This is a genomic window from Bdellovibrio sp. ZFWA1 (assembly GCF_056175665.1).
Genome location: NZ_JBJKJH010000001.1, coordinates 1,774,728 through 1,790,389 on the forward strand (window position 1 = coordinate 1,774,728; position 15,662 = coordinate 1,790,389).

22 protein-coding genes are annotated in these 15,662 nt (G+C 42.4%); 13 read left to right on the top strand and 9 right to left on the bottom strand.

All coding sequences use genetic code 11. The features are described from left to right. Positions 1 to 43: 43 nt before the first annotated feature. Entirely contained in the window at positions 44 to 982 is a 939-nt protein-coding gene (gene lipA / locus AC04MN_RS08645; RefSeq protein WP_475382788.1) for a lipoyl synthase, read from the bottom strand. Between the two features lie 142 nt (positions 983 to 1,124). On the opposite strand from lipA, the gene sfsA reads away from it, so the two are divergent. Beyond that, entirely contained in the window at positions 1,125 to 1,859 is a 735-nt protein-coding gene (gene sfsA / locus AC04MN_RS08650; RefSeq protein WP_475382789.1) for a DNA/RNA nuclease SfsA, read from the top strand. Positions 1,860 to 1,861: 2 nt separating this feature from the next. Here the strand turns inward: sfsA and AC04MN_RS08655 are convergent, their stop codons facing one another. Genes AC04MN_RS08655 through AC04MN_RS08665 form a run of 3 tightly spaced genes read right to left on the bottom strand, consistent with a single transcriptional unit; the run spans position 1,862 to position 2,983 of the window. Then, positions 1,862 to 2,179: a hypothetical protein gene (locus AC04MN_RS08655; protein ID WP_475382790.1), complete on the bottom strand. Its 318-nt coding sequence runs from the start codon at positions 2,177 to 2,179 to the stop codon at positions 1,862 to 1,864. A 2-nt stretch (positions 2,180 to 2,181) separates the two neighbouring features. Then, positions 2,182 to 2,553: a hypothetical protein gene (locus tag AC04MN_RS08660; protein ID WP_475382791.1), complete on the bottom strand. Its 372-nt coding sequence runs from the start codon at positions 2,551 to 2,553 to the stop codon at positions 2,182 to 2,184. Position 2,554: 1 nt separating this feature from the next. Then, complete coding sequence (locus AC04MN_RS08665) at positions 2,555 to 2,983, bottom strand: hypothetical protein (RefSeq protein WP_475382792.1); 429 nt, start codon at positions 2,981 to 2,983, stop codon at positions 2,555 to 2,557. 57 nt (positions 2,984 to 3,040) lie between these two features. On the opposite strand from AC04MN_RS08665, the gene AC04MN_RS08670 reads away from it, so the two are divergent. Both AC04MN_RS08670 and AC04MN_RS08675 read left to right on the top strand, forming a co-directional pair. Next, a complete protein-coding gene (locus AC04MN_RS08670) occupies positions 3,041 to 4,915 on the top strand; it encodes a M3 family oligoendopeptidase (protein ID WP_475382793.1) in 1,875 nt (624 codons plus the stop codon). Between the two features lie 4 nt (positions 4,916 to 4,919). Continuing rightward, complete coding sequence (locus tag AC04MN_RS08675; protein ID WP_475382794.1) at positions 4,920 to 5,099, top strand: DUF5522 domain-containing protein; 180 nt, start codon at positions 4,920 to 4,922, stop codon at positions 5,097 to 5,099. On the opposite strand, the gene AC04MN_RS08680 is transcribed toward AC04MN_RS08675, so the two are convergent. From AC04MN_RS08680 to AC04MN_RS08690, 3 genes are all read right to left on the bottom strand, one after another. After that, positions 5,100 to 5,882, bottom strand: coding sequence for a dienelactone hydrolase family protein (locus AC04MN_RS08680; RefSeq protein ID WP_475382795.1), 783 nt, complete (start codon positions 5,880 to 5,882; stop codon positions 5,100 to 5,102). It lies immediately after the preceding gene. A gap of 24 nt (positions 5,883 to 5,906) precedes the next feature. Next, positions 5,907 to 6,647 carry a class I SAM-dependent methyltransferase gene (locus AC04MN_RS08685; protein WP_475382796.1) on the bottom strand — a complete coding sequence of 247 codons (741 nt, stop codon included), beginning with the start codon at positions 6,645 to 6,647 and terminating at the stop codon, positions 5,907 to 5,909. Between the two features lie 75 nt (positions 6,648 to 6,722). Next, complete coding sequence (locus AC04MN_RS08690) at positions 6,723 to 7,502, bottom strand: DsbA family protein (protein ID WP_475382797.1); 780 nt, start codon at positions 7,500 to 7,502, stop codon at positions 6,723 to 6,725. 182 nt (positions 7,503 to 7,684) lie between these two features. On the opposite strand from AC04MN_RS08690, the gene AC04MN_RS08695 reads away from it, so the two are divergent. The 4 genes from AC04MN_RS08695 (at position 7,685) to AC04MN_RS08710 (ending at position 10,058) form a co-directional block, all read left to right on the top strand. Further along, entirely contained in the window at positions 7,685 to 8,293 is a 609-nt protein-coding gene (locus tag AC04MN_RS08695; RefSeq protein ID WP_475382798.1) for a hypothetical protein, read from the top strand. A 170-nt stretch (positions 8,294 to 8,463) separates the two neighbouring features. Beyond that, complete coding sequence (locus AC04MN_RS08700; RefSeq protein ID WP_475382799.1) at positions 8,464 to 9,420, top strand: hypothetical protein; 957 nt, start codon at positions 8,464 to 8,466, stop codon at positions 9,418 to 9,420. A 52-nt stretch (positions 9,421 to 9,472) separates the two neighbouring features. Further along, complete coding sequence (locus tag AC04MN_RS08705; RefSeq protein ID WP_475382800.1) at positions 9,473 to 9,724, top strand: hypothetical protein; 252 nt, start codon at positions 9,473 to 9,475, stop codon at positions 9,722 to 9,724. Positions 9,725 to 9,731: 7 nt separating this feature from the next. Then, positions 9,732 to 10,058, top strand: coding sequence for a hypothetical protein (locus AC04MN_RS08710; protein WP_475382801.1), 327 nt, complete (start codon positions 9,732 to 9,734; stop codon positions 10,056 to 10,058). A gap of 97 nt (positions 10,059 to 10,155) precedes the next feature. Here the strand turns inward: AC04MN_RS08710 and AC04MN_RS08715 are convergent, their stop codons facing one another. Both AC04MN_RS08715 and AC04MN_RS08720 read right to left on the bottom strand, forming a co-directional pair. Next, on the bottom strand, positions 10,156 to 10,491 hold the full coding sequence (locus AC04MN_RS08715) for a hypothetical protein (RefSeq protein ID WP_475382802.1): 336 nt from the start codon (positions 10,489 to 10,491) through the stop codon (positions 10,156 to 10,158). A 50-nt stretch (positions 10,492 to 10,541) separates the two neighbouring features. Next, positions 10,542 to 10,838 (bottom strand): hypothetical protein, encoded by a 297-nt coding sequence (locus tag AC04MN_RS08720; protein ID WP_475382803.1) that lies wholly within the window; start codon positions 10,836 to 10,838, stop codon positions 10,542 to 10,544. Between the two features lie 192 nt (positions 10,839 to 11,030). Between AC04MN_RS08720 and AC04MN_RS08725 the strand changes: the two genes are divergently transcribed. From AC04MN_RS08725 to AC04MN_RS08750, 6 genes are all read left to right on the top strand, one after another. Continuing rightward, entirely contained in the window at positions 11,031 to 11,309 is a 279-nt protein-coding gene (locus AC04MN_RS08725; RefSeq protein WP_475382804.1) for a cytochrome, read from the top strand. Continuing rightward, positions 11,269 to 11,781: a cupredoxin domain-containing protein gene (locus AC04MN_RS08730; protein ID WP_475382805.1), complete on the top strand. Its 513-nt coding sequence runs from the start codon at positions 11,269 to 11,271 to the stop codon at positions 11,779 to 11,781. Before AC04MN_RS08725 ends, AC04MN_RS08730 begins: the two co-directional genes overlap by 41 nt. Before the next feature lie 9 nt (positions 11,782 to 11,790). After that, positions 11,791 to 12,903 carry a CpaF family protein gene (locus AC04MN_RS08735; RefSeq protein ID WP_475382806.1) on the top strand — a complete coding sequence of 371 codons (1,113 nt, stop codon included), beginning with the start codon at positions 11,791 to 11,793 and terminating at the stop codon, positions 12,901 to 12,903. An 82-nt stretch (positions 12,904 to 12,985) separates the two neighbouring features. Beyond that, positions 12,986 to 13,756 (top strand): efflux RND transporter periplasmic adaptor subunit, encoded by a 771-nt coding sequence (locus tag AC04MN_RS08740; protein WP_475382807.1) that lies wholly within the window; start codon positions 12,986 to 12,988, stop codon positions 13,754 to 13,756. 1 nt (position 13,757) lies between these two features. Then, positions 13,758 to 14,993 carry an ABC transporter permease gene (locus AC04MN_RS08745; protein ID WP_475382808.1) on the top strand — a complete coding sequence of 412 codons (1,236 nt, stop codon included), beginning with the start codon at positions 13,758 to 13,760 and terminating at the stop codon, positions 14,991 to 14,993. A gap of 1 nt (position 14,994) precedes the next feature. Continuing rightward, positions 14,995 to 15,651: an ABC transporter ATP-binding protein gene (locus tag AC04MN_RS08750; RefSeq protein ID WP_475382809.1), complete on the top strand. Its 657-nt coding sequence runs from the start codon at positions 14,995 to 14,997 to the stop codon at positions 15,649 to 15,651. Positions 15,652 to 15,662 lie beyond the last annotated feature (11 nt).

The following is a 15,662-nucleotide window of genomic DNA, read 5'->3' on the forward strand; positions in this document are numbered from 1 at the left end:
TTTTGCTCCTTTACTCGACTCATTAAAATGCGAGAGCTCATTTTTATTTAATAATTTCTTTTAGTTTTATTTCATTTTCTTGCCGGCGCTTTTCGATCATCGCCTTCATAAAGAATTCTCCGGCACGATATGAGCTTCGAACCAGGGGACCCGAAGCCACATATAAGAATCCTAAATCTTCGGCGATTTTTTTCCACTCTTGAAACTTTTCAGGAGTGATGTATTCGATGACTTTCAAATGCCGAGGCGTAGGCTGTAAGTATTGTCCAAAAGTGACGACATCACAACCTACAGCGCGCAAGTCTTTTAACGATTGAAGAACCTCTTCGTCGGTTTCCCCTAGGCCCAACATAATCGATGACTTGGTGTAGCGAGATGGATCACGCTCTTTGACGCTTTTCAGAACGTCTAAAGACTGGCGGTAGTTGGCTCTGGGGTCGCGAACTTTCGGTGAAAGTCGTTCGACGGTTTCGATGTTATGGGCGTAGACGTCAGGTCCGGCATCAGTTAGCTGAAAGATCAGATCTTTATCTCCGCGAAAGTCTCCGGCCAGGATTTCGACTAATAAATTGGGCGACAGTTTTTTGACCGCACGAACTGTTCTTGAAAAATGCTCGGCCCCTTGATCGGGCAAGTCGTCACGGTCAACAGTTGTGATAACGACATACTCAAGACCCATTTCAGAAATTGAATGGGCCACATTCTCGGGCTCGAATGGATCTAGTTTCCCTTTTGGATTTCCTGTTTTTACATTGCAGAAGCGGCAGCCACGTGTGCAGGTGTCTCCCATGATCATAATGGTGGCTGTACCGCCGGACCAGCACTCACCGATATTTGGGCAACGAGCTTCTTGGCAGACGGTAGCCAATTTAAGGCCACCCATCATGCTTTTTATGCGCTCGTAGTTTTCACCAACGGGAGCCCGAACTTTAAGCCATTCAGGTTTTGGAAGCGTTGGTTTTTTGGTTGAGTTTTCAGCCATTTAAATAAAGTCCTTTGGTGACGAATCTTTCTATTCCGGTGCTTAAGCTTTTGCACTAATTGATGCAAAGCGGCCATGTCTGAAATCGACATTATTTATGGGCTCTGTCATTAATCAAGCATTCTAAAGAAAAGGGAGTTTTATGGAGTGGAGTTCTAAACTACAAGAGGGAGTTTTTCAAAAACGATATAAACGTTTTTTTGCAGATGTAGAGCTCAATGGGGAGACCGTGGTGGCTCACGTTGCAAACACGGGATCTTTAAAATCTGTTAATAATCCTGGTCAGAAATGTAAAGTGAGCCCATCCTCAAATCCCGAGCGGAAATTAAAGTTCAGCCTCGAGATGATTCAGGCGCCATCTGGGGCATGGGTGGGGGTTAATACTTCGGTACCCAATGCAGTTGTGAAAGAGGCTCTTCAATCGGCGATTGTCGAAAAACGAGGTTTTAAAGCATGGCAAGGTTTTGCAGACTTTAAGCCCGAGTATAAAATTTCAAAAGAGACTCGATTTGATTTTGCCTTAGATTATGAACCAGGTGGGAGTCGCAAGCATTTTATTGAAGTTAAAAATGTGACTCTGGCTGTGGAAAAGAATGGTCAGCGTACAGCTCAATTTCCAGATGCGGTGACCGAGCGAGGACAAAAGCATCTGCGCGAGTTGATGGGGCTGATCGATGCCGGGCATACGGCAGAAATTGTTTTTACAGTTCAGCGAGACGACTGTACGTCCTTCGAAGCTGCCGCGGATATCGATCCGGATTACGCGGCTTTACTAAAGGAAGCAAAAGCTAAGGGAGTGGTCGTAACTGTTTTGGTGGTGGATTTAAGTGTACGAGGGGCAAGTTTGTCAGAAATAACTTTACCCCTTAAGATTTAAGCTTAGTTTTTAATGCAGAGTCCTTGAAGTTCAAGAACGTTGGTCCATGAAAAAAAACCGTGACTAGTGGAGTACTGAGACGTGATGCCTTGTATTTGTCCATCTTTGCAGTTGGCCTGCAGATTGTTGTAGGCCTGCTCAATATAAGTTGTCTCGGTTACGAAGCCCATAATTGTAAATTGCTCGGCTCGAGCTTTAATCAATTGTCCCTGCGAATAAGCCTTATAGGTCGGAGAAAAATCACTGACATGAGATACGTGCAAGCTGTGAGTGCAGCCTGAAAGCGTAATCCCCAAAATAAATAAAATCCAAAACTTCATTTTTAGTTCTCCTCGTCAGAAGAGGCTGTAGATCTTTTGCCTGTTGAGTTCGTGGCACTTGCATTTGTCACGCAATAGCCAGTCGCTGTAACTTGCTTTTTAAAAACTAAAAAGTAGCTGATCACTTCGTCTTTAGTTAAAAGACCTGTTACTTTTCCGTTCGGGCACTGTTGTTGAAGCTTTGGAACTAAAGCATCGATAAAATCATTATCAAAGTTAAAACCTAAGATAATTATTTTGCTGACTTCGGCTCTGACTTTGTTGCTTCTCTCTTTAGGAATCGGTGTGATCGACACACTATTGACAGAAGCGCAGCCAATGAAAAGCACGCTTAATAAAGATAAAGTGAGGATGGATTTAAAAAATGATTTCATATTAAGCTCCTTTTGGAATTAAGCAATAGCCAGTGACTTTAACGATTTCGCCAGAAATGACTGGATACTTTCTAGTTTCACGAATAGATACCAGGCCTGTTACTTTGCCTGATGGACATTTTTCGTAAATAAGTTGAATTAAATTTTTAGCATAGTCTTTAACATAAACGGGATTTCCTGTTCTGGGGCCCATCTGAAACATCGCAATAGCGTCGGCAATATCGTTGGCCTGATCTTTGGTTTTCCCACCGGCTGTTGCATTGGCAATATCCTTGATTTCGCCAAGATTTACACCGACCTCGCTAATTTTAATTTCAAATGGTTTTTGAATGTAGCTTGAGCTTGATTGAATTTCACCTAACTGTACGTGGTGAAGTTGGGCGCAACCAGTCAATAAGATGACAGTGAATAAAAAAAGAGTTTTTTTCATGGTAATATCGTTAAGGTTTTTGCTTAAATAGGCAACAAGAAAAGATGGAAGGTTTGTATGGCATTGTTAGATAGTTCAGTAAATCCAGCATGGAATTTAGACACAGAGTACGAGGGCGTTGGAGCTCTGTCGTTTAAACAAGATGTTGAGCTGTTTAAGGCTGGAGTTATGCAACTAGAAAAAACTGCCGAACAAATATCTGCTATTTTAAAGACTGGAGCATTTCAAGAAGTAGAAGCTCTACAAAAATTTCTTTTGAAGCGGAAAGAAGTTTCGGTAATTGCCTATAACCTTTGGACTTATTTAAATTGCCGACTCAGCGTCGATGTTAAAGATGTCGAGGCAAAGACAACGCAATCCGAAATGAGTAGTCTTTATTCGCGGCTCGAGGCGGCTTCAACGGCTGTAAATTTGTATTTAATGAAGACGACGGTGGAAAATATCGAGGCAATCTTGTCTCATCCCGATGTTGCGACTCAGCGATTTGCTATCGAGCGAAATAGGATGCAGAGTGGCTTTGCGTTATCCGAGTCTGAAGAAAATTTACTAGTGGCTTTGGAAAGAGCTGGCCACGATTCATGGGGCAGACTTTACAATTCGATTTCGGGCAATATGAAATGTCACATTCGCTGGCCAGCAGGAACGGAAGTTGTTGGCCTTTCAGTTGCCCATTCCTATTTGCGCAGCGATAAAGACGAAACCCGCCGCTTAGCTTGGGAGGCCATTCAAGAATCCTGGCGAGCCCAAGAAGAAAGTGCGGCGGCCATTCTTAATAACTTAGCGGATTGGCGACATGAGCTGAATAAAAAAAGATCACATTCAAAGCCTGTTCACTTTCTTGATGAAGCACTTTTTGGTGGAAGAATATCTCAAGCTACATTGAATTCTATGATTCAGGTTTGCGAAGCAAATAAGGAAAAAATCCAAAAAGCAAATTTTGCAATGGCTCGGGTTATGGGTAAGTCAGAACTTGCTCCTTGGGATTTATTGGCAGAGTGTCCTTTGGCTACAGATTCTGGTGTTGCGCCCTCGGTTGATGGAAATCTTAAGTCTTTTGATGAGGCCATGGATATTGTGATAGCGGCCTTTTCGGAAGTATCATCAAAGATGGCTGAATTTGCTAAAATGATGAAAGAGAAAAATTGGATCGAAGGACGAATGCTGCCCAATAAACGAAATGGTGCGTATTGTACGGGATTTGCGAAGTCTAGAACGCCACGAGTTTTCATGAGCTTCCGGGGCAGCAATAAGGACTTAATGACCTTAGCCCATGAGCTTGGGCATGCCTTTCATAGTTGGTCAATGCGAGATATGCCTCGAGAGCTTTGTGGCTATCCGATGACTTTGGCTGAAACGGCCAGTGTCTTTGCCGAGACCGTTGTTCAGAATTATTTACTTAAGCATGCTAAAAATCAGGAAGAAAAATTAGAGTTTGCTTGGATTGCCGCAGAATCAGCTTCGTCATTTCTATTAAATATACCTGCGCGCTTTGATTTTGAAAAAAGCTTTTATGAACAGCGACTCGTGCGCGAGCAATCAGCAGATGAGCTTCGCCAACTGACTGAACAAGCTTGGGCTAAATGGTATGGTCGTAGTTTGTCGAAATATGACTCGATGTTTTGGGCGCATAAACTGCACTTTCATATGGCCGGGATAAGTTTTTATAATTTCCCTTACACCTTTGGCTATTTATTTAGTTTGGCAATCTATTCGAAGAAGGACCAACTTGGGGTTCAGTTTTTCGATAAATATGTTTCCGTACTTCGAGATACCGGCTCTATGACGGCTGAAGATCTAATTAAAAAGCATTTTAATGAAGACATCGAAAAACCGGAATTTTGGCAAATGGCGGTTAATATCGTGCTTAAGCAAATTGAGCAGCTAGAAAGCGTGAGTCAGGAGTTGATCGGTGACCGGGCAAAAAACAAATAAATCGATGTCCAGCCCAAGCCCTGATAGTTCAGAAGAGCTGCATAGAAAAGCCTGTGAAAAAAAAGAGGATCATTACATAGATCCTCTTACGGGCTATTTGGTATTTACTTCTTACTATCACTTAAAAAGAGGGCACTGCTGCCAATCTGGTTGTCGGCATTGCCCGTGGGGCTTTAAGAAATAGCTATTTTGTTACTTCACGTGCAAATCTAAGGAAGTCAGCCCATGATCTTTTGTCCGCAAGCTCATTGTAAGCGGCACCTTTAGAGTTGTCGTTGCCAGCTGCTTTTTCGGTGAAAGAGTGAACGGCATTGGCAAAAGAAACAAACTGGTAGTCTACTTTTGCCTCATTCATTTCTTTTAAAAAGGCATCGACTTCTTTTTGCGGAACGTAGGGGTCGATGGCGCCGTGATAGACAACGACGCTGCCCTTGATGTTCTTAGCATCCTGAGGCTGTGGATTTTCTAGGGCTCCATGGAAGCTGGCAGTTCCTGCGAGAGCCACGCCAGATCTTGCAAGTTCAAGTGCGCCAGTACCACCGAAGCAATATCCCATCACAATAATTTTGGAACCATCTACACGGGGATTTTTTTTGAGTTCATTGTAAGCTGCTAAAAGTCTTTGGCGGTATAAAGAACGATTTCCTTTGTAGGTTCCGGCTTCTTTGCCTGCAGCTTCAAATGTATTTGGACGAATTCCTTTGCCGTAAATATCTGCGGCCATTGCGACATAGCCTTCTTGGGCTAGCATATCAGCGCGGCTTTTTTCATATTCTCCTAAACCCTTCCATTGATGGATCACAAGAATTCCTGGAACCTTCTTGGCAGATTTGTTTTTAGGCTCGGCAAAATATCCCTCAAGAGTTGTTTCGCCGTCTTTGTATTCGTAAGTTTTGCCTAGATTCGCTTTGGCTGTTTGGAAGCTGATTCCAATTAAGATACTCAAGATGCCGTTAATTAGTTTCATATGTAGTTCCTTTTTTGTTATTTCTTAAATTTTATAGATATACAAAGTTGTTTTGCGACTGTCTGAAAGCATCAAAATTTCTGTTGGCTTTACGTCGGGAACCGGAAAGCTGTTCGAGATCAACACAGCTCCACTTTTTAACTCTGACTTTGCCTTTTTATAAATGCGTGCCATCGGCACAGGCGACAAAAACGTATAGACTAAGTCTATTTGTTCTAGTGGGTAGTCCCAGATATTGCCGCGCTTAATTTGCCCGGTCTTAAATAAGTTCGACAGTATTCGCGCAACAATCCAAGTCATTGGTGCACCTTCAACTCCAACGGCTCGGATTCCATTTTTATCTAGAGCTCGCACAACGCCCCCAAAGCCGCATCCCAGGTCTATCGCATTTTTTAATTGATGCTTAAGAGCATAATCAATCAAGGCGCGGTGAGTGGTTGAATTGCTTAGGTAAAGAGGCACCCTTTCAAATATAGCATGAGAAAAGAAGAGCGCAATCATTGCAAAAAGAAAGAAGTACAACCAGCCCGGCAGTGAAATGCTGGTATTGAAGACGACGAACATCAAGGGGACGAGAATCGAAATCAGGGCCCACCATCGAGGAAGTTTTAAAACATAGAGTGTGGTGATTGCGCCTAAAAGACAATGGAAGAATAGTAGCCAATAAGGATCTTGCAGCATGAACAACTTGATCAAAAGAATACTTAACACCAGGCACAGGCCTTGCGAAAGAAGCCATATAAAAAGAGGTGTTCGTGTAGACATAAAATTACGCTAGCAGGGTCGGCGAAGATTAGAAATAAAAAAAGCTCCCTTTCGGGAGCTTTTTGAAAAGCAAAATTAGTTTTTGCCTAGGTGACGATCGATGATCGCTTTGAACTCTGTGAATGGGTATGCACCACGAAGGGAAACACCATTGATTAAGAAACCAGGCGTTCCCGAGAAGTCGAACTTCTTAGCTTCAGCCATATCCTTTTCAATGCGAGCCATAATTGATTCGCTCTTAAGGTCTGCTTCAAGTTTCTTCATGTCTGCGCCAGCTTTTTTTGCCGCTTCCTTCAAGAAGGCTTCTTTTTTAGAACGAAGTTCCCCTTGATTTTCAAATACGATATCATGGAATTTAAGGGCTTTGTCGCCACCTTGCATGCCGACAGCTTCAAAGTACTTTGCAGCTGGTAATGCATTTGGGTGGAAATCAAGTGGCAAGTGTTTGAAAACGACGCGAACATCATTGCCGTATTCTTTCATAACTTCTTTGATTGTTGCATGACCTTTAGAGCAGTACGGGCACTCGAAGTCAGAATATTCAATAATCGTAACTTTTGCGTCTTTGTTGCCAAAGATAATGCGGCCTTCTTCAACTTCTGCTTTCAAAGGATTTTTGAATTCGTCGTCACGTTTTTTTGATTCTTCTTCAACAGCTTTTTCTTGTGCTTTCATTTGAGCATTTTGAGCAGCCTTGTTGACTACTTCGATAAACTTTTCTGGATCTTTTTCAATTGCCACAAATACGATGCTTGGATCTTTTTCAATAGCTTCTTTTAGTTGTTTTGCAGATGGTGCACAGTTTGCCAAAGCGATGGTCAAAACACCAAGACCTAAAACTTTTAATGTTTTCAATGGAGCCTCCATAAATGATTTTTATCTTACTTAAAAACGAACTCCTAAATTCTTACAGAAATTATAGAAAGAGTGAAGGGAAACAGTCGCTTAGACCAAAGGCGAGACAAAGTGTGTTAACTTGTTTGACATAATATTTTAACTGGCCTTGAAGTCTTTTCGCACCATTATACAATGGGTTCATGAAAACACAGATCATGTCTTTTGCTGTATTAGTTACTTTTGGGTTGGTGGGCGCCCCTTCGTATGCGGGTCTCTTATATAATTACTCTCAATTGACAATTAAGGACTTGGACCAAATGAATGAGATCGTCATTCAAAAGGTCAAGGAAAGTAAGAAGTCCTCGGATGGTAAAGTTGTGCCTCTACGTGAAGCGCTTCAGGCCATTTTCTCTAGGCCGAATCGTGATGGGATGATTGATAAAGTTATCAGTCCTTTAAGATCGGCATTGGATACTGAGGACGCTTGGGAGGAGTCTCTGACTCAGTTAACAAGCGAAGCTATTAACGCACTTAAAAATCCCAAAGCGTTTAAGCCCGTCGTTCAAGTGACTTATCAGATCTTTCTTGAAAATCTACTTATAGAAATGAAGCCTTACTATAATTCTGACGGTTTTGAGCGGAGTCTTGCTAAGCAAATTCAAGACGCCAATATTGAACTAACGAAAGAATCAATTGCGGAAAGAAAGCTGCGGTCGATGGAAGAAAAAGAATCGCCATCAAAACTTGCAAAGAAATTATTAGATGCTGTCTCAACTGGAGACACAACTAAAGCCGCAGAGACAAAGTAAAGTTTCTCGATCAAAGTATTAGTATGTGTTTCAAACCGAGTCTAAAAAGGTTCGGTTTGTTAATGTTCGTGTCCGCTATATGTGTATTATGTCGCGAACAAGGCTGGGATGATTTATCAAAAACTAGACACTGTCGTTGGGGTGGTGAATTTCACAATCCCCGTATTGATATGTCCAAGTATGGAATCACAGACCTTGATTATAAAGATGATAACTTAGTACTAGAAATCACTAACAATGAAGAACAGCGTGTTTACACAACCAATCTTACTTTTTCTTTGGTTGATTGGTCTAAGGATGACGCCTTTCGTGCCTTAGTAGGAAACATTCCTATCTGGAATGAACTTTCCGATGACGATCGGTTTGTTGTATTTATGTCTGCCTCGACTGATTTAAAAATCAGTGAAAGTGAAATTAGAAAAATAACAAAAAGTGGTGCCATCCGTCGGCCCATTGGGACGCCGAATCCAGAGTGTCGCGGTCCTTTGGAGGCTCCACCTGAGGGTGCCGATACAACAATCGGCGTTCGAGTGGCAAACTTGGGTCCGGGGGCGATTTACAGATTAAAATACGAACGAAAAACTACATACAACCATGATGTCTATCCAGGTAAGCCAGATGAAAAGGCGGGCATTGAGGTTCTAGGTACAGCTGAAGTTTTCATGCCCGGAGAAAAGCTAGATGTTGAGGTAAGCCGCAAATGTTATTCGCCTCAACGCGTGACTCAGACTCAAGTGGTGAACAACAACGTTTCGGTTGAATCGACTGGAGGTGTTGGTTCGACTACAACAACGACGTCTTCTTCTACTTCGGTCAGCGTTGTAAGTAGTTTCAAGCGGCTTTCAAGTGAATCTTTCGAGATCTATCCATCGCGCTTTGATCCAGCATTGATTTTGGATCCAAATTTCTTGAAAAAATATAATCCCTACAATGAGGCAACATACTCAAAAAATGAAACGCTCTCTATGATCGAGCCAAAAAGATTAGGTACTAGTCTTGCGTCTTTTGAAGTGTCTTCACCTCAAGAGACGATTCTATCTACTGTTACAACAACAACTACAACCGTTACAGTCCGTCCAAGACCCGAGCCAGCTTCTTCAGATGGTGACGGTGACGGTGATAACTAATTAGAAGAAGCATTTTTAATAACATTTTTCAGAAATGGTTTTGGGACGAATTATGATTAAAAATAAAAAAGGTATATCGCTGGTAGAAGTTATTGTGGCCTCGGGTATTGTGGCAACTACGGCCCTAGTGATTGGCTACATGGTTAAACAAAATTCGAATCTTATTAAATCCAGTCAGTCAGAGCAGTATTCACCTGGGGTAACGACGGACGTGATTAACAAGGCTCGAGCCGTTTTGTTGACAACTAAAAATGAAGCGGGCGGCGTTCGGAAGGTATTTGCTCTTTTTTATATCCCCTTATAATAATACGGTGTTTGCGGATAAAGGTGTTGCCGCCTTTGAGATTACGATGGCGGCAACCGAAGTAATCCAAGGCGGTTATCTAAACGGACGCTTGTCAGCTGATCGTACGAAGAACGTAGTTGCTGCCTGTGCAGAGACGCGTTTTCAGTGTAAGAATCGCTCAGGATTACGAGAGTTCAAACCCTTTATAAACGTAACATCTAATATCAATTACAATGCTCGAAATGCTTACGGCTATCGAGATCGCGTGCGAGTAATGCCCGAGCTAGTTCTTTTGGTAATCATTCTGATAATCTTTATTATATTAAAGGCCAGTCAGGGCAGTTGGATTTAACAAATCCGATGACTTTTGCCGAAGGTGGGAACCGTCTTGTTTCCACAGTTATTAATGTTGGCTCCCTTTGTCGCGCGGTATGTAATGTACAGGCTCCTCAAGCCGTGCGTCCTGAAGTTCGTCTTTCAACACCTGATATATTAACAGCTTGAACCTTGCTGAGCTCACTGTCGGAAAGATTTAAAACTTCAGACTTAACTTTCCCAATAGTAATCTGGTCAATTTTGATGCATGGAGAAAGTTCAATTTCTTGATCAATTTTAGCTACGATTGACTTTTGCTTTTCACAGGCAAATTGGGGCTTGGTGATGTTTGGTAGGTCAGAAGCCATAAGGGCTTCTATCCATGCCGGTCTAGGGCTTGAGTCCGCGTTGGAGTAACGTACTACCAATGAAACTAATAGAAGAGCGAAAGTAAACTTAAACGGACCCATAAAACTTCCTTGTCTTATAAGTCTATTCTTAAAATTCCTCTGCGAGAATATTAATTTTTAGAACAAGTCGTTTGTTGGACAGAGTAAAAATCTGCGCTCTTAATGAAAGTGGTAAGGCAGCGATACTGAATGTCAGCATCGTAGCCTGTAACAAGAGTCTCGATGACTAAAGCGTCTTTATTCTCAGAAGTGAGAAATCTGTGACCAGAGATATCAACCAGACTTTCATCGAACCCAAGCTCTTCCAGAACTGATTCATTAGTCATTTCCCAGATCGCTTTCATTTTGCCTGCATAAGTGCACGGGCTAGTTAAAAGTAGGGCAAGACAAAGTAATGACGCTTTCATTTCGGGACTCCTTCGGTTGATGAAATTAATGGGCAAAACTTACCCTATCCCTTTCGAAAAAGGCAGGTCTTTAGCTTAGAAGCCCGTGTTTTTTGTAAAAATTTACATCTTATTTTCTCATAATGACTCAAGTTTTACGTGCAAACTCCGATAGGACATCCAAGGTTAAACAGCATGAATCAGGAGGATTCCATGTTTCTTCAAGGGAACTTACAAGCAGTATTTGATGCTCTTTACACTATTGGTGCTATCGACCCAGTTTTGAAAATGGATTGGCAAGCGATCACTAAAGAGATGATGCAAAATCCGCAAATGCTCCAGGTTGCATTTACTGAAATCAACCAGTGCCGCGGAGACAAGAACTTGCTAGTTCAAAAATTGGGAATGATGGATACTCGCTCGGTCCATTACATTGCGATGGAGGTTGCTCGTGAATTCTGTGAATTTCAAGACCGCTCTAACTTGCACTAAAATAGTTGCGTTTAGCATTCTATTATCGTCTCAAGCTTTGGCTTGGGAGATTGATTTAAGTCGACGTCAGGTCGATTTTGATCGAGTGGAAAATCAGTCACGGCTTCCGGCAAGCGTAAATGAAACAAAGTCTATTGATATTATCGGGTCGGCCCTGGAAGTTGCCGAACCAATGCAAGATATCATTATTTTAAATACTGAATCAGGTTTTGTTCCCGATACGGTTCGGCTTCGCAAGGGTGCTTCTTACAAAGTGACTATTGTTAACGTGAATTCGAAACAAAAAAATGCCTCGTTTATTTTAGATGCTTTTTCAGAGCATCATAATACGATCTTTGGCCAAACAAAAATGTTTTACGTGAATCCAAAAATGGACGGCGTTTTTTCATTTCAATGTCCTGAGACTGCTTTTCAAGGGCGCTTAGTTATTACCTCAGAAGCGGGAAATCGTAAGCCAGCTTCGGTGCGCTAGGAGACTAAAATGTCAGATCAATCCAATGTTTTTAAGGATGCCATTCGAAACAGCCTTGGGCCTGTTTTGAAGTATCTTGAAGATGCTGGAGTGTCTGAAATCTTGGTTAATGGACCGAAAGAGATTTTCGTCGAGCGCAAGGGCAAACTAGAAAAGACCCCGGATGCCTTCGACTCGGAAGACTCGTTAAGGGCGGCAGTAAATTCGATTGCTCAAAGTGTGGGGCGAAGAATCGATGATGAAAATCCACGTCTTGATGCTCGTTTGCCTGATGGTTCTAGGGTTGCTGCAGTGATTCCGCCTTGTTCGCGCAAGGGAACGACACTGAGTATTCGTAAATTTACCAACACCAAAATTAGCTTTGCGGATTATATTAGACTCGGGACCATCTCGGAAGATGGGGCTCGATTTCTGGATATTTGTATGTTCCTCGGCAAGAACGTTATCGTCAGTGGCGGAACTGGTTCCGGTAAAACCACATTATTATCTTTGCTTTGTTCTCGAATTCCTAAAGGCCAGCGTGTCCTTATCATCGAAGACTCTTCTGAACTTCAGGTCGAGTACGAGCATCTTGTTATGTTCGAAACTCGTATGGCCGATGCTCAGGGTAAAGGTGAAGTAACAATCAAGGATCTTGTTAAGAGTGCGCTACGATTAAGACCAGACCGAATTATTGTGGGGGAAGTGCGATCGGGCGAGGCTCTAGAGTTATTGAACGCTATGAATACCGGCCACAAAGGTTGTATGGGCACGGTGCATGCGAATACACCGGAAGATGCGATAGTTCGACTTGAAGCTTTGGCTCAAGGCGGGGATTCAAAAATTTCAGAAAAAGCCTTGCGTCAACAAGTTGCTTCGGCCATCGATATAATTGTGCAGATTTCACGGTATGGTGATGGTTCACGTCGGATTGGTGCTATAAGTGAAGTTATAGGTTTTAATGCTGATGGATCTTATAATGTAGTTCCTATTTTTAATTTAAGCCGTTTGGTTCGAAGACCTGACGGGACTCTGGTCGGGCAATTAGAGCCCACCGGAAATCTTCCTAGTTTTATGGAAGAGATCATTGATAACAATCTGCCATTTCCGAAATCAAAATTTATGAAAAAACCAGCTGCATAAGCTGGTTTTTTAACGTGACGGCCGTCATATTTCTTCATTCAATAATATGGTGAGATAATCTCTCTTGTTGAAAGGATCACCGATGAAGAAGATCTGGGCTGGGGTTGCAGCCGTATCGCTAGTTGTCGCTATTGGCGGAGTTTATTCAATTTTAAAAAAAGAAGATGGCAATCGTGTAGTTAAAGTAAAAAAAGGTGATATCACCGAGGCCATTTATGGTCTAGGGACTGTTGTGGCCAAGCAAAAATTTTCTTTTAAAGTTGGAGTTCCGAAAACGATCACACGCATTTTTGTGACCGAGGGTGATACTGTACAAAAGAATCAAAAGCTTTTGTCTTTTGATGACGGCATAAGTGTCGCTAGTCCTTTTGATGGAACCGTCACGCTTCTTCCGTACAAAGCTGGAGAAAATGCTTTCACGGATCAGCCGGTAGTTACCGTGCAAAACTTAAAAGATTTGTATTTAGAAGCTAAATTGGATCAGCAAGGAGCCCTTCGCGTAAAGAAGAATATGACGGCTCGAATTAGTTTCGAGAATCTTAGACAGACCGTATTTAAAGGAAAGATTGATTCTTTGTATCCTGCCAACGGACAGTTCGTAGCTCGTTTGATTGTAGAAGGATTGCCCGCTGAAATTCTTCCAGGAATGACAGCTGACGTTGCTATCGAGGTAGCACAGAAAACAGGAGTCGTGCTGTTGCCTCTTCGGGCGGTGCATAACTCTCAGGTGGTGCGGAAGCTTGGAGCTCATACAGAAAAAGTTTCGGTTCAGCTAGGCATTATGGATAACGAATTAGGTGAAGAAGTGTCTGGGCAAATTAAAGAGGGTGACTCTTTAATTTTGAAGGATTGATATGTTGTTTTTAGCACTTCGGCATATTTTTGCTAGAAAGAAGCAAAGCATTTTGACCTTGATGGGTGTAGGCCTGGGAACAGCCGCGTTTATTTCGTTTGCAGCGCTGATGACTGGGTTTCAAGGCTTTATTATTGATCAACTTGTGAATAACGATGCCCATGTAAAGATTTCGGCTAAAGATAAGATGGTTAATGGAGATGAACTACGCGCATGGATGTTTCCAGCTAATCATATAGTACAATGGGTGTCGGCTCCTGCGGGAAGACAAGAGTCATCGAAGCTTGAGTATCCATTAGGTTGGTATGCGCGTCTTGATAGTGATCCCCGCGTACTCGCTTATGCTCCGCAAATCGGAGCTCAGGTGATATTTACCAAAGGGGGGGCTTCTCAGGCCGGTCGTCTGCAGGGGGTGCAGGCCGAGGCCCAGTCTCGCGTTACCAATATCGAAAAATATATATTGGAAGGCGATTATAAAAGTCTGAGTGTTGGGGGCAATCGAGTCGTTGTTGGGATAGGTCTATTGAATCGCTTGGGTGCTAAGATGGGAGATAATATTTTGATCTCTTCCGGAATGTACGAGGCTGTGCCTTTTAAAGTATCGGGGATTTTTAAGTTAGGTATTACAACTTTGGATGATGCCTATGCTTTTGCGAACATTCAAGATGTGCAGACAGCAATCAAGCGGCCCAGCGAGATCTCGGATATTGCAATCCGTTTAGTAGATGTCAATGACTCGCCGTCATTCGCCCAGCAATATCAGGGGCTAACTAATGAAAAAGTCTTAAGCTGGGACCAAGCAAACGCCAATATTTTGAGTGTCTTTAGTATTCAAGATTTCACCCGTTATTTTGTAACTATCGCTATCTTGGTAGTCGCGGCATTTGGAATCTATAATATTTTAAATATTCTGGTTAATCAAAAGCGCAAAGACATTGGGATTTTGCGCTCTATGGGATTTGATGGGAATGACATAGTAAATCTATTTATGATTCAAGGATTTATTATTGGTGTTATGGGGGGCGTTGTCGGAATGATTTTGGGTCTTCTTATGAGTCTCTATTTAACAACTTTAAAAATTGGAGGCATGGTCGATGGAATTCGCATTAATTTTTCTCCGCAAATTTATATTTTTGGTTTTTCGATGGCGGTAGGAGCGGCCGTGATATCCAGTTGGCTTCCAGCTCGTGAGGCGGGGAAACTGCGTCCGATCGATATTGTAAGAAGCGGAGAATGATATGATCGAGGTGAAAAATCTGAAAAAATCCTTCGGCACTCCGCCAATTGAAATATTGCACGGAATTGACTTCCAAATTCCTGACGGTGCATTTGTATCTATAACAGGGAAATCAGGTTCGGGTAAGTCTACTTTACTTTACTCCATGAGTACATTGGACGAGCCGTCAGCCGGCGAAGTGTTCTTTGACGGACGCAGTCTTTCTGAAATGAACTCAGCAGAGCTGCATCGATTTCGCAATAAAGAGATGGGCTTTGTTTTTCAATTTCATTTTTTATTGCCTGAACTGACGGCTATTGAAAATGTATTACTTCCAGCTATGAAGGCGAAAGAGGTTTCTTTGCGTCGGCCTCGAGCGGAGGAACTTCTTGCTCAGTTTGGACTAGCAGATAAGTTGGATCGGTTGCCTAAAGAGCTTTCTGGAGGCGAGCAACAGCGAGTGGCGATTGCCAGGGCGTTAGTTATGAATCCTCGTTATTTATTTGCGGATGAACCAACTGGCAACCTTGATTCTGCAAATGGTGACGTGGTTATGGAAATTTTTAAAAAAATCAGTCGCGAGCAAAAATCGACTGTGATCTATGTGACCCATGATCCTGATTTTGCTGATCTCGCACAAATTAAAATACAACTTCACGATGGAAATATCGTTAGATAGTTGGGATAGGG